The organism is Providencia sp. JGM181, assembly GCF_018257375.1.
GTDB classification, from domain to species: Bacteria; Pseudomonadota; Gammaproteobacteria; order Enterobacterales; family Enterobacteriaceae; genus Providencia; species Providencia lanzhouensis.
Window position 1 is genome coordinate 1 of record NZ_JAERJY010000076.1, and the last position, 16,104, is coordinate 16,104.

General features: G+C 45.2%; 13 protein-coding genes. 2 read left to right on the forward strand and 11 right to left on the reverse strand.

The features are described from left to right. Nucleotides 1-240: hypothetical protein (locus tag JK188_RS10925; protein ID WP_211888643.1), on the reverse strand; the 240-nt coding region annotated here is incomplete at its 3' end. Between the two features lie 204 nt (nucleotides 241-444). After that, nucleotides 445-963 (reverse strand): single-stranded DNA-binding protein, encoded by a 519-nt coding sequence (locus tag JK188_RS10930; RefSeq protein ID WP_036955024.1) that lies wholly within the window; start codon nucleotides 961-963, stop codon nucleotides 445-447. Nucleotides 964-1,307: 344 nt separating this feature from the next. Between JK188_RS10930 and uvrA the strand changes: the two genes are divergently transcribed. Next, nucleotides 1,308-4,142: an excinuclease ABC subunit UvrA gene (uvrA, locus tag JK188_RS10935; RefSeq protein WP_211887847.1), complete on the forward strand. Its 2,835-nt coding sequence runs from the start codon at nucleotides 1,308-1,310 to the stop codon at nucleotides 4,140-4,142. A gap of 103 nt (nucleotides 4,143-4,245) precedes the next feature. On the opposite strand, the gene JK188_RS10940 is transcribed toward uvrA, so the two are convergent. The 3 genes from JK188_RS10940 to dnaB all read right to left on the reverse strand — a co-directional run bounded on the left by JK188_RS10940 (nucleotide 4,246) and on the right by dnaB (nucleotide 8,217). Continuing rightward, nucleotides 4,246-5,442: an amino acid aminotransferase gene (locus JK188_RS10940; protein ID WP_036955033.1), complete on the reverse strand. Its 1,197-nt coding sequence runs from the start codon at nucleotides 5,440-5,442 to the stop codon at nucleotides 4,246-4,248. 64 nt (nucleotides 5,443-5,506) lie between these two features. After that, on the reverse strand, nucleotides 5,507-6,589 hold the full coding sequence (alr, locus tag JK188_RS10945; protein ID WP_211887848.1) for an alanine racemase: 1,083 nt from the start codon (nucleotides 6,587-6,589) through the stop codon (nucleotides 5,507-5,509). 218 nt (nucleotides 6,590-6,807) lie between these two features. Continuing rightward, nucleotides 6,808-8,217, reverse strand: a complete 1,410-nt coding sequence (gene dnaB / locus JK188_RS10950; protein ID WP_036955040.1) for a replicative DNA helicase — start codon at nucleotides 8,215-8,217, stop codon at nucleotides 6,808-6,810. Between the two features lie 212 nt (nucleotides 8,218-8,429). Here dnaB and JK188_RS10955 point away from each other — a divergent pair, with 212 nt between their 5' ends. Further along, nucleotides 8,430-9,413: a quinone oxidoreductase gene (locus JK188_RS10955; RefSeq protein WP_211887849.1), complete on the forward strand. Its 984-nt coding sequence runs from the start codon at nucleotides 8,430-8,432 to the stop codon at nucleotides 9,411-9,413. A 107-nt stretch (nucleotides 9,414-9,520) separates the two neighbouring features. On the opposite strand, the gene JK188_RS10960 is transcribed toward JK188_RS10955, so the two are convergent. The 6 genes from JK188_RS10960 to JK188_RS10985 all read right to left on the reverse strand — a co-directional run bounded on the left by JK188_RS10960 (nucleotide 9,521) and on the right by JK188_RS10985 (nucleotide 15,972). After that, nucleotides 9,521-9,694, reverse strand: coding sequence for a hypothetical protein (locus tag JK188_RS10960; RefSeq protein ID WP_181477955.1), 174 nt, complete (start codon nucleotides 9,692-9,694; stop codon nucleotides 9,521-9,523). 97 nt (nucleotides 9,695-9,791) lie between these two features. Beyond that, nucleotides 9,792-10,817, reverse strand: a complete 1,026-nt coding sequence (gene dusA, locus JK188_RS10965; protein ID WP_211887850.1) for a tRNA dihydrouridine(20/20a) synthase DusA — start codon at nucleotides 10,815-10,817, stop codon at nucleotides 9,792-9,794. A gap of 184 nt (nucleotides 10,818-11,001) precedes the next feature. After that, complete coding sequence (locus tag JK188_RS10970; protein ID WP_036955048.1) at nucleotides 11,002-11,475, reverse strand: DUF6882 domain-containing protein; 474 nt, start codon at nucleotides 11,473-11,475, stop codon at nucleotides 11,002-11,004. A 16-nt stretch (nucleotides 11,476-11,491) separates the two neighbouring features. Beyond that, entirely contained in the window at nucleotides 11,492-12,427 is a 936-nt protein-coding gene (gene uriH / locus JK188_RS10975; protein WP_211887851.1) for a uridine-preferring nucleoside hydrolase UriH, read from the reverse strand. 99 nt (nucleotides 12,428-12,526) lie between these two features. Beyond that, entirely contained in the window at nucleotides 12,527-14,686 is a 2,160-nt protein-coding gene (locus tag JK188_RS10980; RefSeq protein ID WP_211887852.1) for an ornithine decarboxylase, read from the reverse strand. Between the two features lie 272 nt (nucleotides 14,687-14,958). Further along, entirely contained in the window at nucleotides 14,959-15,972 is a 1,014-nt protein-coding gene (locus JK188_RS10985; RefSeq protein WP_211887853.1) for a mechanosensitive ion channel family protein, read from the reverse strand. Nucleotides 15,973-16,104: the final 132 nt, after the last annotated feature.

Consider the following 16,104-nt stretch of genomic DNA (forward strand, 5'->3'; position numbering starts at 1 on the left):
ATATTTAATATACCAGCCTTCTCTTTTTATTATATGTACATCTATTTCATTAGCTTGGTGATGTGAACTTTTTGAATAATCATTTCCTGTACTACGATGAATGATTTCTATAACCGTCTCTACGTCAATTTCACCCGTTTGCAACTTATTTTTATCGATATAATTATTACGTACTTCGTGTTGATAACAACCATGGACTAGCGCTGTTAAAATATCCTTTTTGACTTGCTTGAATCCCATAGAACACCCTTAATTTACGAAAAATTTCGTAAATGTCAAATGTTAGATATTTCGCTCAAATTGCATTTTATTTTTATATAATCAAATTGTTACATGCACATAAAATTAATTTCATAATAATTTTATGGCTAACTAATCTCCAAAAAATTAAAGCCCTTAAAATTAAGGGCTTTAATCGATGATTTTGATTTTCTAATTTAAAAATTAGAACGGGATATCGTCATCAAAATCCATTGGTGGTTCATTGGTTTGTGGCGCTGGTGAACGCGCTGGTGCTGCTCCGCCGCCACTGAATTGTTGTGCTGCTTGCGGCTGTTGTGGTTGACCCCAACCGCCCTGTCCGCCGCTTTGACCTTGTGATGGGGCATCGCCGCCACGACCACCAAGCATCTGCATTGAACCACCGATATTCACCACAACTTCGGTAGTGTAGCGATCTTGACCGCTTTGGTCTTGCCATTTACGGGTTTGCAGTGAACCTTCGATATAAACTTGTGAACCTTTTTTCAGGTATTCACCGGCAACTTCGGCCAATTTACCGAAAATTACAACACGGTGCCATTCGGTTTTTTCACGCATTTCACCAGTTTGCTTGTCACGCCAACTTTCAGAAGTTGCCAGAGTCAGGTTAGCGACAGCTCCGCCGTTAGGCATATAACGGATTTCTGGATCTTGTCCTAAGTTACCGATAAGAATTACTTTATTTACGCCTCTGGTGGCCATTTATTACTCCTGATGCATTGAATTTTTAATCTCTGGACTGACCGTGAAGTTTACCACGACCTATCTGTATTGCACCATAAATTGAGATTGCTTGATAAGAAGTTGCGAAGCGCTTTCCAAATTTAAGTGAAATCTGCATTACTGATTTTTAGTATAGACGTTAATTATTGGCGCCACAGATAAGTTGCCATCAGCCCCCTATGGAATGAAATATAAAGAGCACATATACTGTATATCCATTCAGCAAATTTTGTGCAATACTAAATCGTTTATTAATACTGGCTCGTTAATTAAGACTACCAAGTTCATTTTTGTTCACTATCAATTCATTCGGGAAGTGGTAAATGGAGAATATCGAAGTCCGCGGCGCACGCACGCATAACCTAAAAAATATCAATCTCATCATCCCCCGAGACAAGCTGATAGTTATTACAGGGCTATCTGGTTCAGGGAAATCCTCCCTCGCCTTTGATACCCTCTATGCTGAAGGTCAGCGTCGTTATGTTGAGTCGCTATCCGCGTATGCTCGTCAATTCCTTTCTTTAATGGAAAAGCCGGATGTTGACCATATCGAAGGGCTGTCGCCTGCTATCTCCATTGAACAGAAATCCACTTCTCATAACCCACGTTCAACGGTTGGGACCATCACCGAGATCCATGACTACCTGCGTCTATTGTTTGCCCGTGTAGGTGAGCCACGCTGCCCTGATCATGATATTCCGCTTGCGGCACAAACCGTTAGCCAGATGGTGGATAACGTCCTCGCACAGCCGACCGATCGCCGTATGATGCTGTTGGCTCCGGTCGTAAAAGAACGTAAAGGTGAGCACGTTAAGTTACTCGATAACTTAGCGAGCCAAGGGTATATTCGCGCCCGTATTGATGGTGAAGTTTGTGATTTATCCGATCCACCAAAACTCGAGTTACAGAAAAAACATACCATTGAAGTCGTGGTTGACCGTTTCAAAGTACGCGACGATATCGCCCAGCGCCTTGCCGAATCCTTTGAAACCGCATTAGAGCTCTCTGGCGGTACTGCTGTTGTCGCCGATATGGATGACCCGAAAGCTGAAGAGCTCGTGTTTTCCGCTAACTTTGCGTGCTCCGTCTGTGGCTATAGCATGATGGAGTTAGAACCGCGCCTGTTCTCATTCAACAACCCTGCAGGGGCTTGCCCAAGCTGCGACGGCTTAGGGGTTCAGCAGTTTTTTGACCCTGAGCGCGTGATTCAAAATACCGAAATTTCCCTCGCTGGCGGCGCTATTCGCGGCTGGGATCGCCGTAATTTCTATTATTTTCAGATGTTAATGTCATTGGGCGAACACTATAAATTCGATGTTGAAGCCCCTTATGACTCGCTCAGCCCTGCCATTCAAAAAGTGATTTTATACGGCTCAGGCAAAGAAACTATTGAATTCAAATACCGTAATGATCGCGGCGATATCACTGTACGCCACCACCCATTTGAGGGTGTGCTTAACAATATGGAACGCCGCTATAAAGAGACGGAATCCACTGCGGTGCGCGAAGAGTTAGCAAAATACATTAGTAACCGCCCTTGTGTGACTTGCTCCGGAACACGCTTGCGCAAAGAAGCTCGCTTTGTATTTGTGGAAAATACCACCCTGCCTGAAATTGCAGATTACAGCATCGGTCATGCGATGGAGTTTTTCCAAAACTTAAAACTCAGTGGGCAACGCGCCAAGATTGCCGAAAAAATCCTGAAAGAGATCAGCGACCGTCTGAAGTTCTTAGTGAATGTGGGGCTCAATTACTTAAGCCTTTCACGCTCCGCAGAAACATTATCTGGTGGTGAGGCTCAGCGGATCCGTCTAGCTAGCCAAATCGGTGCTGGTCTGGTCGGTGTGATGTATGTGCTGGATGAACCGTCTATCGGGCTCCACCAGCGTGATAATGACCGATTGCTGGAAACCCTGATTCACCTACGTAACTTAGGGAACACCGTGATTGTGGTTGAGCACGATGAAGATGCGATCCGCGCGGCTGACCATGTGATTGATATTGGTCCAGGTGCCGGTGTTCACGGTGGGCAAATTGTGGCGCAAGGCACATTGGAAGATATTGTTGCTAACCCAGAATCCTTAACGGGCAAATTCTTAAGTGGTGAGCGCAAGATTGATATCCCGCAAACACGTGTTCCATTTAATAAAGACAAAGTCCTGACAGTCTCCGGCGCAACAGGCAACAACCTGAAGAATGTCACCCTGAATATTCCTGTTGGCTTATTTACATGTATTACAGGGGTTTCTGGTTCCGGTAAATCCACGCTCATCAACGATACGCTATTCCCAATTGCTCAGCGCCAGTTAAATGGGGCAACGGTGATTAACCCTGCGCCGTATACCAATGTCGAAGGTTTAGAGCATTTCGATAAAGTGATCGATATCGACCAAAGCCCTATTGGACGTACACCGCGTTCAAACCCAGCAACTTATACGGGCATATTTACGCCAATTCGTGAGCTGTTCGCAGGTGTACCAGAGTCACGGACTCGCGGCTATAACCCAGGGCGTTTCAGCTTTAACGTGAAAGGCGGACGTTGTGAAGCTTGCCAAGGGGATGGGGTAATTAAAGTCGAAATGCACTTCTTACCTGATGTCTATGTGCCGTGTGACCAATGTAAAGGCAAGCGCTATAACCGCGAAACCTTAGAGATCAAATACAAAGGCAAAAGCATCCATGAAGTGTTGGATATGACTATCGAAGAGTCCCGCGAATTCTTTGATGCCGTGCCTGCACTAGCGCGTAAGCTGCAAACGCTGATGGATGTGGGTCTCTCCTACATTCGCTTAGGTCAATCTGCGACGACCTTATCCGGCGGTGAAGCACAGCGCGTAAAATTAGCTCGCGAGTTGTCTAAACGCGGCACCGGACAGACCATCTATATTTTGGATGAGCCAACCACCGGATTGCACTTTGCCGATATCCAGCAACTGCTTGTTGTCTTGCACCAATTGCGTGATCAAGGCAATACCATCGTCGTCATCGAGCATAACTTGGATGTGATCAAAACGGCAGACTGGATTGTCGACCTAGGCCCAGAAGGTGGTAGCGGTGGCGGTGAGATTTTAATTTCAGGTACCCCTGAGCAGGTCGCTGAATGTGAAAAATCCCATACTGCGCGTTTCTTGAAGCCTATCTTAGCGCGTGGCTACTGAGTTAACTGAAGTAAAAATAGTTAACAGAAACCGCCAATCAAAATAGAAAAAGGGGAACTCAGTTCCCCTTTTTAATGCTTATATAACCGTTCGTTACTAACGATTACTGACTAACTGCCGCGAACGCTTCCACGATACGCTTCACGTTATGACGGTTTACACCTGCCATACACACACGACCAGTTCCAACTAAATAAACCGCAAACTCATCTTTCAGACGGTCAACTTGTTGTTGAGAAAAACCCGTGTAGCTGAACATACCGCGCTGTTTTAACAGGTGGTCGAAGTTTTTATTTGGCAGCGCTTTTTTCAGCTCATCCACCAAAACAGTGCGCATATCTAAAATACGCAAACGCATCTCTTCCACTTCGTCCAGCCATTTCGCTTTTTGTTGGCTATCAGTCAGTACTGCCGCAACAATTTTTGCGCCGTTAGATGGTGGGCTTGAATACAGACGACGAACGCCCGCCTTCAATTGACCCAACACGCGGTCGCGCTCATCTTTATCTTTACAGATAACGGATAAACCACCCGCACGTTCACCGTAGATACCAAAGATTTTCGAGAATGAATTGCTGACGAATACTGGCAGGCCCGCTTTCACCATCGTGCGAATTGCATAAGCATCTTCATCGATACCTTCCGCAAAACCTTGATACGCGATATCTAAGAATGGGATCAATTTGTGTTCAAGTGCCACTTTCGTCACTTCATCCCACTGGGCTGGCGTTAAATCCGAGCCGGTTGGGTTATGGCAGCAAGGGTGCATTAAGATGATGCTGTTTTCTGGTAACTTTTTGAAGGTTTCCAGCATTTCATCAAATTTAACCCCTTTGGTTTTTTCATCGAAGTAAGGGTAGTAATGCACTTTTGTGCCAGCGCCAGAGAAGATAGAGGCGTGGTTTTCCCATGTTGGGTTACTGCACCAGACTTCTGAATTCGGGAAATAATGGTGTAAAAAATCAGCCCCAATTTTCAGTGCGCCAGAACCACCGATGGTTTGTACGGTAGCAATACGCTCTTGAGCGATTAGCGGGCAATCTTCACCGAACACCAATTTTTGTAATTCAGTACGGTAATCTTTCAAACCTTCCATTGGCAGATAAAGCGATGCACTTGCCGGAAGTTTTCTCAGTGCAGCTTTCGCTGTGCCGACGGTTTCCAGCTCAGGGGTTTTCCCCTCTGCATCATAATAAAGACCAATACTCAGGTTAATTTTGCCTTCACGAGTATCTTTATTAAATTCATCCATCAGCGATAAAATTGGGTCGCCCGGATAAGCATCAACATGTTGGTACACAGGATATCTCCTACTTGTAGGTTTTCTTTATTACTTTTGTCTTGTGAAAATAACCCTTTAAAACCTATTCGTCTACATATTCCATTGCGACTCGTGAGGTCAATTTCGTCAAAAGCTCATAGTTAATGATGCCTGTTTGTGCGGCAATTTCTTCCACTGGCAGAGCATTTCCCCATAGAATGACGTCATCCCCCACTTTATCGGTGGCATCTGGCCCTAAATCCACGACGGTCATATCCATGGAAATTCGTCCAATAATCGGCACTTTTCGTCCATTTACTAGAACGGGTGTTCCTGATGGTACGTTACGCGGATAACCATCTCCATAACCAATCGCTACCACCCCAAGGCGGGTATTGCGTTCACTGCACCAGGTTTCGCCGTAGCCAACACACTGCCCTGCCGAATGCTCTCTCACCGCAATCAGGCTAGATTTTAAGGTCATGACGGGTAATAAACCGAAGCTTGCGGCGCTTTTGCCTTCTTGTGGTGAAGCGCCATACATCATAATACCGGGGCGAACCCAGTCATAATGAGCTTCTGGCCATAAAAGGATCCCTGCGGATGCCGCGATGGATTTTTCACCCGGTTTATCAGAGACAAACTGTTGGAAGCATTCGATTTGTTTTTTGGTGGTTGGGAGCTCAGGCGCATCGGCCTGACAGAAGTGGCTGACAATGTTGATAGGTAAATCGACGTTGCTACAGTTTTGAAGACGTTGGTAAAAACTTTCCGCATGCTGAGGAAGTACGCCAAGGCGATGCATGCCTGTATCGAGTTTCATCCATACTTTGATTTTTTTGGCAAGCTGGGCATTTTCCAGCATTTCCAGTTGTTCAATGCAGTGGATCACCGTATCGATGTTGTATTCCACCATCAACTGCAAATCGGATTTTTCGAAGAAACCTTCTAATAAAACAATCGGTTTTGTCACGCCTTGATGTCGAAGCAGCAGGGCTTCATTTAAACGCGCCACCCCAAAACCATCGACAATTCCTTGAATTTCGGTGCCAACTCCAATTAATCCATGACCATAAGCGTTTGCTTTAACAACTGCAATCAGACGGCTATTCGGCGCCAATTCTCTCACGCGTTGCAGGTTGTGTCGCAGAGCGCGGCGGTTTATTAATGCGGTTGCCGCTTTCATTTCTTCCTCTTAATTATTCATTTTAAAATGTATCAACCAACTACCTAAACTTAAATTAACCGAAATATTCTTTAATCTTTAATTATCAATAAGCTCTAAATAGTTTGAACTGTAGCAAGGCGGTAAACGAAGCCATCCCTAGGAGCATACACAAGTATGTGACTAGGGTGGCTGAGAGCGACCAACACAGCTACAGCTCAAAATATGACGAGATTAGGTTATTCGTCATCGTAGGCTGGCCCAGCATAATTATCAAACCTCGACCACTGCCCATTAAACGTCAGCCTCACCGTCCCTATCGGACCATTACGTTGTTTACCTAAAATAATTTCTGCGACCCCTTTAAGGTCGCTGTTATCGTGATAGACCTCGTCACGATAGATAAACATGATTAAGTCGGCATCTTGCTCGATGGAGCCTGATTCACGTAAGTCGGAGTTTACTGGGCGTTTATCTGCTCGTTGCTCCAAGCTACGGTTTAGCTGGGAAAGCGCCACCACTGGCACGTTTAATTCTTTCGCTAACGCCTTGAGAGAACGAGAAATTTCGGCGATTTCCAATGTACGGTTATCGGACAACGCTGGCACGCGCATTAACTGAAGGTAGTCGATCATAATCAGGCTTAGCCCACCGTGTTCGCGATAAATTCGGCGAGCACGAGAGCGGACTTCCGTTGGTGTTAACCCCGATGAGTCATCAATGTACATATTGCGTTTTTCCATCAATATGCCCATGGTGCTCGAAATTCGCGCCCAATCCTCATCATCAAGCTGCCCCGTACGAATACGAGTTTGGTCTACGCGAGACAGTGATGCGAGCATACGCATCATGATCTGGTTGCCGGGCATCTCCAAACTGAAGATAAGTACTGGTTTTTCTTCAGTCATCGCCGCATTTTCACACAAGTTCATCGCAAAGGTGGTTTTACCCATGGATGGACGCGCAGCAACAATAATTAAATCTGAGCCTTGTAACCCTGCGGTTTTCTTATCTAAATCTTGATAGCCTGTGGAAACTCCGGTGACACCATCATGAGGCTGCTGATAAAGCTGTTCGATTTTCTCAACGGTTTCCGACAAAATCGCTTCAATCCCTTTCGGGCCTTCATCTTTATTCGCGCGCGATTCTGCGATTTGGAAAACTTTGGTTTCTGCGAAATCGAGTAAATCTTCACTACTGCGACCTTGTGGGTCATACCCAGCATCAGCAATATCATTGGCGACGGAGATCATATCTCGTACAATAGCACGTTCGCGGACGATGTCCGCATAAGCATTGATGTTCGCCGCACTTGGGGTATTTTTCGATAATTCGGCTAAGTAAGCAAAGCCCCCAACGCTGTCCAATTCCCCTTGTTGTTCAAGGGATTCTGACAGGGTGATCAAGTCGATGGGCTTGCCCTGCTCAAGCAGGATCTGCATTTGGGCAAAGATAGTGCGGTGAGGACGACTAAAAAAGTCCGCTGACGTGACACGCTCGGAGACCGTGTCCCAACGTTCGTTGTCTAACATCAGTCCCCCCAATACAGACTGTTCCGCTTCGATAGAGTGCGGCGGAAGTTTTAAGCCTTCCATTTGCTGATCGCGCGGTGGGTTTGTCTTGTAATCTGAGGAGGGTTTTTTAGCCATACTTGAAATATCCACGTCTATAATTAACCAACAGTTAGTATACGCCAATCTTAGGTGTCATGTGGCGTCTTTATTGTTATCTGTACAAGATATTATTGCAGGCACAATCTTAACGCAGCGCACAAACCGATAATTCTTCTCATTAAAGCATCGCGTTATGATGGGGCAATTGATACTGTTAATAAAAACAAACTCACTCATTGGAGATGATCATGGCAAAACGTATTGAATTTTCGCAACATGGTGGTCCTGAAGTCCTCAATTTTGTCGACTATTCCCCGAATGGGCCGGCTGAAAACGAAATCCAAATCGAAAACCGTGCAATTGGTATTAACTTTATTGATACCTATGTACGCAGTGGACTGTATCCAGTTGCAAGTTTGCCATGTGGACTTGGCACAGAAGCGGCGGGTGTAGTGGTTAAAACTGGCTCCCAAGTCACCGGTTTCAAACCGGGTGATCGCGTGGTTTACGCACAAGGTCCGCTAGGGGCATACAGTGAAGTTCATAATGTGCCTGTCAATGCCGTGGCACACTTACCCGATGACATCACCTTCGAACAAGCGGCCGCCTGTTCGCTTAAGGGGATGACAGTTTACTATCTACTCAATCAAACCTATCAAGTTCAAAAAGATGAAGTTTTCTTATTCCACGCTGCGGCGGGTGGTGTTGGTCTAATTGCTTGCCAATGGGCAAAAGCGTTAGGCGCGAAAATGATTGGTACTGTTGGCTCCGAAGAGAAAGCGCAGCGTGCGAAAGCCGCAGGGGCATGGGAAGTCATCAATTACCAAACTGAAAATATTGCTGAGCGAGTGAAAGAAATCACTCACGGTGAAAAAGTGAATGTGGTGTATGACTCCGTAGGTCAAGCGACCTGGCTAGCTTCTTTAGATTCACTGAAACGTCGCGGTTTGATGGTAAGCTTTGGTAATGCTTCTGGCGCCGTAACTGGGGTTAATTTAGGGATCTTAAATCAAAAAGGCTCCCTGTATGTGACCCGCCCATCATTAGGTGGCTATGTCACTAACAGAGAAGAGTTAGACCAAGCCAGCAAAGCCCTGTTTGATATGATTTTAAGTGGCAAAGTGAATGTTGATGTGCCGGCATCTCAAATTTTTGCGCTGAAAGATGCCCAAAAAGCCCACCAAACACTGGAACAACGTAAGACTCAAGGCTCAAGCTTGCTCATTCCTTAATTCCTAAAAAAAAGCGCCAGCTATTAATAACTGGCGCTTTTTAACTTCTAACAACGGTAATTTTTACTCACTTCCGTTGCACTAAATAATTACTTCAGTTGCACGAATTAATAGTGCCCTTTGCGTGCTTGCTGCTCTTTGTAGATCTGCTGGTTCTCTTTGATGGTGTTTAGCACCGTTCCTTCATAGGGATCTTGCTTTGGGGGTTCTCGCATCTGCCCACCTGACCCCGAACATCCAGCAACTAACAGCAGCAAAGAGGTTGCTATTAATATTTTCATCTGCTTCTTCCTCATTCATTAATGAGTTTTATCATAGCATGCAGATAATCCTATTCAGCCCGCATCAGCCAAAATCACAATTTTATTTAAGTAATATTTACTCGCCGCGAGTTACAAACGCGAGCGCTTGTTCAACCACTGATAAGTCAGCACCTTGTTTATGGGCATTTTCGCTTAAGTGGCGACGCCATTGACGAGCTCCCGGAATTCCTTGGAAAATCCCTAACATATGGCGAGTCATATGCCCTAAATAAGCCCCGTTAGATAGCTCTTTTTCGATGTATGGATACATACTACGGACAGCGGCAACGCTATCGATAATGGGCATTGTTTCATCAAACAATTGATTATCTACTGCGGTCAAAATTGACGGATTTTGATACGCTTCACGACCCACCATCACGCCATCTAAATGTTTTAGATGTTCTTTAGCTTCTTCGAGGGTTTTAACCCCGCCATTGAGAGCCATAGTCAAGTGAGGGAAATCGCGTTTTAATTGGTATACGCGTGGGTAATCCAGAGGGGGAATTTCACGGTTTTCTTTTGGACTTAATCCTGATAACCACGCCTTGCGAGCATGGATAATAAACATGTCGCAGTCCCCTTTTGTGGAGACGGTATCAATGAATTCGCATAAAAATTCGTAGCTATCTTGCTCATCAATCCCAATGCGCGTTTTCACCGTTACAGGGATAGATACCACGTCACGCATCGCTTTGACACAATCTGCGACCAGCTGAGCATCCGCCATTAAACATGCACCAAAACGCCCGTTCTGTACGCGGTCTGATGGGCAACCAACGTTCAGGTTGATTTCATCGTAGCCACGCTCTTGCGCTAATTTTGCGCATTGCGCTAAAGCCGCAGGGTCACTACCGCCCAATTGCAAGGAAACTGGGTGTTCTTCTTCGCTATAAGCAAGATAATTGCCTTTGCCATAAATGATCGCGCCCGTCGTCACCATTTCGGTGTACAGCAACGTATTTTTCGTTAATAAGCGATGGAAATAACGGCAATGGCGGTCGGTCCAATCGAGCATAGGCGCAACCGAGAAGCGGTTAAGGTTTTTGTAACCACCTGTTGTTGATGGTGTATTTTGTTCTATCGTTTGATTTTGTTGCATGTTGGTCTTTTGGCGTTGATATCTAATTTAAGGCTTATGCTGTTGTGAAATAGCAAAAGAAAGCCGCATTTTAACAGCTGACTTTCTTTTGTCATAATAAACTATTGCCATAATAAACTGGGCAGGTCGTTTTCGAGGAGTTGGTAGCGCCCTTATTATCTATGATAAAAAAGGCGCTTCTGGCTTAGATTTTTTGAAGGGAAACTTGGCCGAACGTCATAAAAATCAGTGTACTACCTGCAACGCCGCGATAAACACCTTGTTGCTCATTTAACTCACAAGCCAATGCCGCCAACTGCCATGCATCATACTCTTCGATATCGCTCACACGGGAGGTCAGCAAACTATTATCTTGGCGCTCACCGTAAGCTTTAACCGCAATCGCATCTCGCATTAATGACTCATCAATGGAGCTATTTGCCCAGCCCCACATCCAGCTCCCCACATTTTGGTCATAAGTCCCAATGATTTGCACGGGTGCCGTCACCATTATATTGTCCGGTGCATGGAAAATAATGGTGCCTTCATCTTGATCCACCGACCAACTGGCTTCATCCAATTTCCAATTATCGCAATGGAACTGATTTTTCAATTCCAGAGAGTTCATGCTGCGTTCAATTAATGCCTCATAAGGCATCTGTTCTAATTCACTCTTCATGTTAAATACGATTCCATTAACCAATATTTTTCAGTGCGTCGATAACCATCTGCCAAAACTTGTCACGGTCTAATTTCACGGCAACCTGGGTATGGCAATCCGCAGGAGCGGGATGTCGAAAATCTGCCACCGTCATGCCAAGAGTCAGCGTTCCCGTTAATTCAATGTCCACAGGAACTTTTTGGGTGGTCATTACTGATGGGTCTATCACATAGGCAACAGCGCAAGGATCATGCACTGGCGGCGCATCAAAACCCTGAGCTTGTTTGTACATTTTTCCGAAGAAATCCAGCAATTCGACAACAAACTGCGAGCATTTCGTGTCTATTTCGGCAATTTTCGCCACGACTTCTGGCGTTGCCAGTGCTTGGTGAGTGAGATCCAGACCAACCATCGTTAGCGGCCATTTTTCATTGAAAACAATATGGGCGGCTTCTGGATCTATTTTGATATTAAATTCTGCGACTGGACTCCAATTTCCCACATGGTAGCCACCGCCCATCAACACCACTTCTTTTACACGTTCCACAATCCGAGGTTCTAGCCTTGCCGCTAACGCGATATTGGTCAGCGCCCCCGTAGGCACTAAGGTAATGGTTTTTGGTGGGTGGGACATGATGGTATCGATGATCAAATTTACCCCATGGCGCTCATCCAACGCTAACGTTGGGGTTGGGAGCTCAGGACCATCCAATCCAGAATCCCCATGAATATCAGGCGCTACTTCCACTTCACGCACTAATGGGCGCGCTGAACCCGCAGCAAAAGGAATGCCGCGAATATTCGCCATTTCAGCAATCGCACGGGCATTACGGGTGACTTTTTCGAGAGTTTGGTTGCCTGCAACCGTGGTGACGGCGAGTAAATCGATGTTTGGATTGCCGTAAGCCAGTAGCATAGCGATGGCATCGTCATGCCCTGGGTCACAGTCTAAAATAATCTTTTTCGTCATAGGGTTGCCTTATCGTCAATCGGGATCCACATTTCGCGGATCCCAATTTAGCTATCTCATGCGGCAAAATCTATGCTCGATGTCTGAATACGAAGAAATTTATTTCAAAACATGCGCATACACGCGCTTTGGTCCATTCTCATTTTTCGAAATATAGACCCCTTGCAGCTCAGGTGCAAAACCAGGTAAGGCATTAATCCCCGCTTCCAGCGCTTTAAAATACTGAAGAACAGGCCCTGACCAGACTTCCCCCGGTACCACACACAGCACGCCCGGCGGATAAGGTAACGCCCCTTCTGCGGCAATTCGCCCCTCTAACTCATCCAGTGGCAGTAATTCCACATTGCCGCGAATAAACTCCAGATGTGCCTGTTGTGGATTCATTTTCACTACAGGGAAATGCGCCTTGCGGAACATCTCTTTTTGTAGCTGTTTAATATTAAAATCCACGCTTAATTGATGCATTTCTTGGCACAATCGACGCAGAGTATACCCTTGATACTGTTCCTGATAACGCTGATACACGGATGGTAAAACGTCTTCAAATAATGCGTCTTCATCCAGAAGCTGCTCGAAACGTACTAAGTGAGAAACCAGCAATTCCAGCTTTTCACGTGATTCCGCTGGTGTTAGCAGGAATAAAATCGAGTTTAAATCGCATTTTTCAGGGATCACCCCATGTTCACGCAGGAAATGTGCCAAAATCGTCGCAGGAACCCCGAAAGACTCATACTCGCCGCTTTCTACATCAATCCCCGGCGTCGTCAGCATCAGCTTGCATGGGTCAACGAAATATTGGTCTTGCGCGTAACCCTCAAACGCATGCCAACGCTCTTTCGGAATGAAATTAAAGAAACGCTGCTCCGATGCAATTTGTTCTGTTGGGTATTCATGCCACGGCTTTCCATCCACTCGCTCAGGCACAAACGGTCTAAAGTGACTGCAGTGTTGAATAATGGATTTTCTAACCTCAATCCCTTGTCGCACACACTCCATCCACATCATTTCCCCCGCTTCCCCTTGGTGCATGCGCGCATTCACATCTAATGAAGCAAACAGTGGGTAAAACGGGCTGGTAGAGGCGTGCATCATAAACGCGTTATTCAGTTTCTTATGGGAAACAAAGCGCTCTTGACCTTTGATATGGTTATCTTTTTTATGGATCTGCGAAGCCTGTGAAAAACCCGCCAACTGCTTATGAACAGATTGCGTCACCATAATACCGGGGTCATTCTCGTTCAGTTCCAGCAGCAACGGCGAGCATTGGCGCATCATCGGGATAAATTGTTCGTAACCCACCCACGCGGAATCAAACAGAATGTATTCGCAAAGGTGCCCAATCTTATCCACCACTTGCCTCGCGTTGTAGACTGTTCCGTCATAAGTCCCTAGCTGGATCACGGCAAGGCGGAACGGTTTTTCTGCCTGTGTTTTTTCCGGCATCACTTCGCTCACCGCGTTTCTTAAGTATTCTTCGGTAAAACAGTGGGCATCAATTCCACCAATAAACCCAAATGGATTACGCGCTGTTTCCAAATAAACGGGTGTTGCCCCTGCTTGGATCAGGGCGCCATGATGGTTAGATTTATGGTTATTGCGGTCAAACAGCACTAAATCACCCGGTGTTAATAAGGCATTTAAGACCACTTTATTGGATGACGACGTGCCATTAAGCACAAAATAGGTTTTATCTGCATTGAACACTTTCGCCGCAAATTTTTGGGCTTCTTTTGCCGCACCTTCGTGGATCAGCAAATCCCCCATCGCCACATCAGCGTTACATAAATCAGTGCGAAAGAGATTTTCACCATAGAATTGGTAGAACTGTTCACCCGTTGGATGACGACGGAAAAATTGTCCACCTTGGTGCCCGGGGCAGGCAAACGTCACATTGTGACCCGCAGCATAATCCATCATTCGCGCAAAGAATGGTGGTAATAACTGTTCGAGGTATTGGTTTGCGGCCTCTCGTAGTTGGCGGCTATTTTCTTCACGCGCAGCAGGCGCTGGCAGTAATAATGCGGTCAAATAGTCAGGTGTTGGTGCATTGTCTGGTAGCTGCTTGTCACTAATGACAAACAGCGGAATACTGAGTTTACTGTCTGCAACTCTCTTCCACAGCCCTTGGTTTGCATCTTGTTCAGAGAGCACAACCGCAGCGATATTATTTAACTGTGCATCGCGAATATCTACCCACTGGAATTGACCCGTAAAATAGATAGCGACCCCCTGGCTACATGCCACATTGATTTTCTTCATAGCAGTCTGGCTCTTGGTTAGCTGAGGTAAAGAGGGGCTCAATATACTTGATAGATACTGAGAATGAAATAGTCAGAATTAATGCAAAATTATTCAGTTTTGCCTAGGGTGAATATTTTTTATAACTTACTGGTTAATCGTATAAAAATTTCCGGATAATCTCACCGGCTTTTTAGTCATAAACCATAAAAAATAGATTATTTGCAGATTAACCGACCGAAACAGACAATAATGACAGTGGATCAGTCGGTTAATTTTTCGAGACGACGAGGTTACTTGTTTCTTTCTACGTACAGAGTTTGAGATGGATATGCAAAGTCCGCATTATGACGCTTAACTATATCAATAATTTTCAAATAGACCGCTTGCTGCGCATCCAGCCATTCTGCCCATACGGTGGTTTTCGTAAAGCAGTACACCATAATATTTAGGGAAGAATCCGCAAACGCATCAAAATAGACCAGCAAGGTTTGCCCTGTATCGATATTTTCATCTTGCTTCAGCATGGTGCGAATATCGTCCACAATCGCGCTGACTTTGTCGGCATCTTCATAACGTAAACCGATTTCTGTTTTAATCCGTCGGTTAGTCATGCGCCCTGGGTTTTCAACACTAATGGAAGAAAATAGCGAGTTAGGAATATAAAGCGGACGATGGTCAAACGTAACAATCTTGGTGATCCGCCAGCCAATTTCGACGACCGTCCCTTCAATATTTCTATCCGGCGAGCTGACCCAATCCCCAATATTAAACGGGCGGTCAAAATAGAGCATGATCCCTGAGAAAAAGTTACTCAGAATATCTTTACCCGCCATACCGATAGCGATACCGCCAATGCCCCCAAATGCCATCAAACCTGACAAACTCATGCCAAAATGTTCACCAAATAACAGCATAATGATGACTATGACCGCGGTCTTAAATACGCGCGCAATAATCCTCGCGGAAGTTGGGTCACTGCCTTTTTTAATCTGTTTTTTCTCTAGGCGGTTAACCAACTGAAAGAATTTTCGCGTGATAATCAATGCTATCACCGATATGGCGACTAGATTAATCAGTGGTGTTGAAATAAAGGTTAAATCAAAGTCACTGGCTGCCATATCTACAGATTGAGCTGCCACTAACACCATCACGCACAGCACCATGGTTTGGATCACATGCACCAAAATGCTTTTTCGCTTATGTTTGTGCCGCTTGTGTAAAACTTCAAAAAGCAAATACAACGCTAAACAGACGGCAATGATGGTCATGCCAATGGCATATTTTTCAAGTAATGCTTCTATCATGTCGATTGCCCTAAACTGACATTAAAAACTAATTTGCTGTGTAAAATATAACACTCTAAATAGTGAGTGAATAACTGCTAAGATATCAATTATTCATTTAATTTTCTCAATAATTATCAATTACTTTTTAGG

Coding starts and splice junctions, on each gene's coding strand:
- JK188_RS10930 (WP_036955024.1), bottom strand. CDS start 963: ATGGCCACCAGAGGCGTAAATAAAGTAATTCTTATCGGTAACTTAGGA.
- uvrA (WP_211887847.1), top strand. CDS start 1,308: ATGGAGAATATCGAAGTCCGCGGCGCACGCACGCATAACCTAAAAAAT.
- alr (WP_211887848.1), bottom strand. CDS start 6,589: ATGAAAGCGGCAACCGCATTAATAAACCGCCGCGCTCTGCGACACAAC.
- dnaB (WP_036955040.1), bottom strand. CDS start 8,217: ATGGCTAAAAAACCCTCCTCAGATTACAAGACAAACCCACCGCGCGAT.
- JK188_RS10955 (WP_211887849.1), top strand. CDS start 8,430: ATGGCAAAACGTATTGAATTTTCGCAACATGGTGGTCCTGAAGTCCTC.
- JK188_RS10960 (WP_181477955.1), bottom strand. CDS start 9,694: ATGAAAATATTAATAGCAACCTCTTTGCTGCTGTTAGTTGCTGGATGT.
- dusA (WP_211887850.1), bottom strand. CDS start 10,817: ATGCAACAAAATCAAACGATAGAACAAAATACACCATCAACAACAGGT.
- JK188_RS10970 (WP_036955048.1), bottom strand. CDS start 11,475: ATGAAGAGTGAATTAGAACAGATGCCTTATGAGGCATTAATTGAACGC.
- uriH (WP_211887851.1), bottom strand. CDS start 12,427: ATGACGAAAAAGATTATTTTAGACTGTGACCCAGGGCATGACGATGCC.
- JK188_RS10980 (WP_211887852.1), bottom strand. CDS start 14,686: ATGAAGAAAATCAATGTGGCATGTAGCCAGGGGGTCGCTATCTATTTT.
- JK188_RS10985 (WP_211887853.1), bottom strand. CDS start 15,972: ATGATAGAAGCATTACTTGAAAAATATGCCATTGGCATGACCATCATT.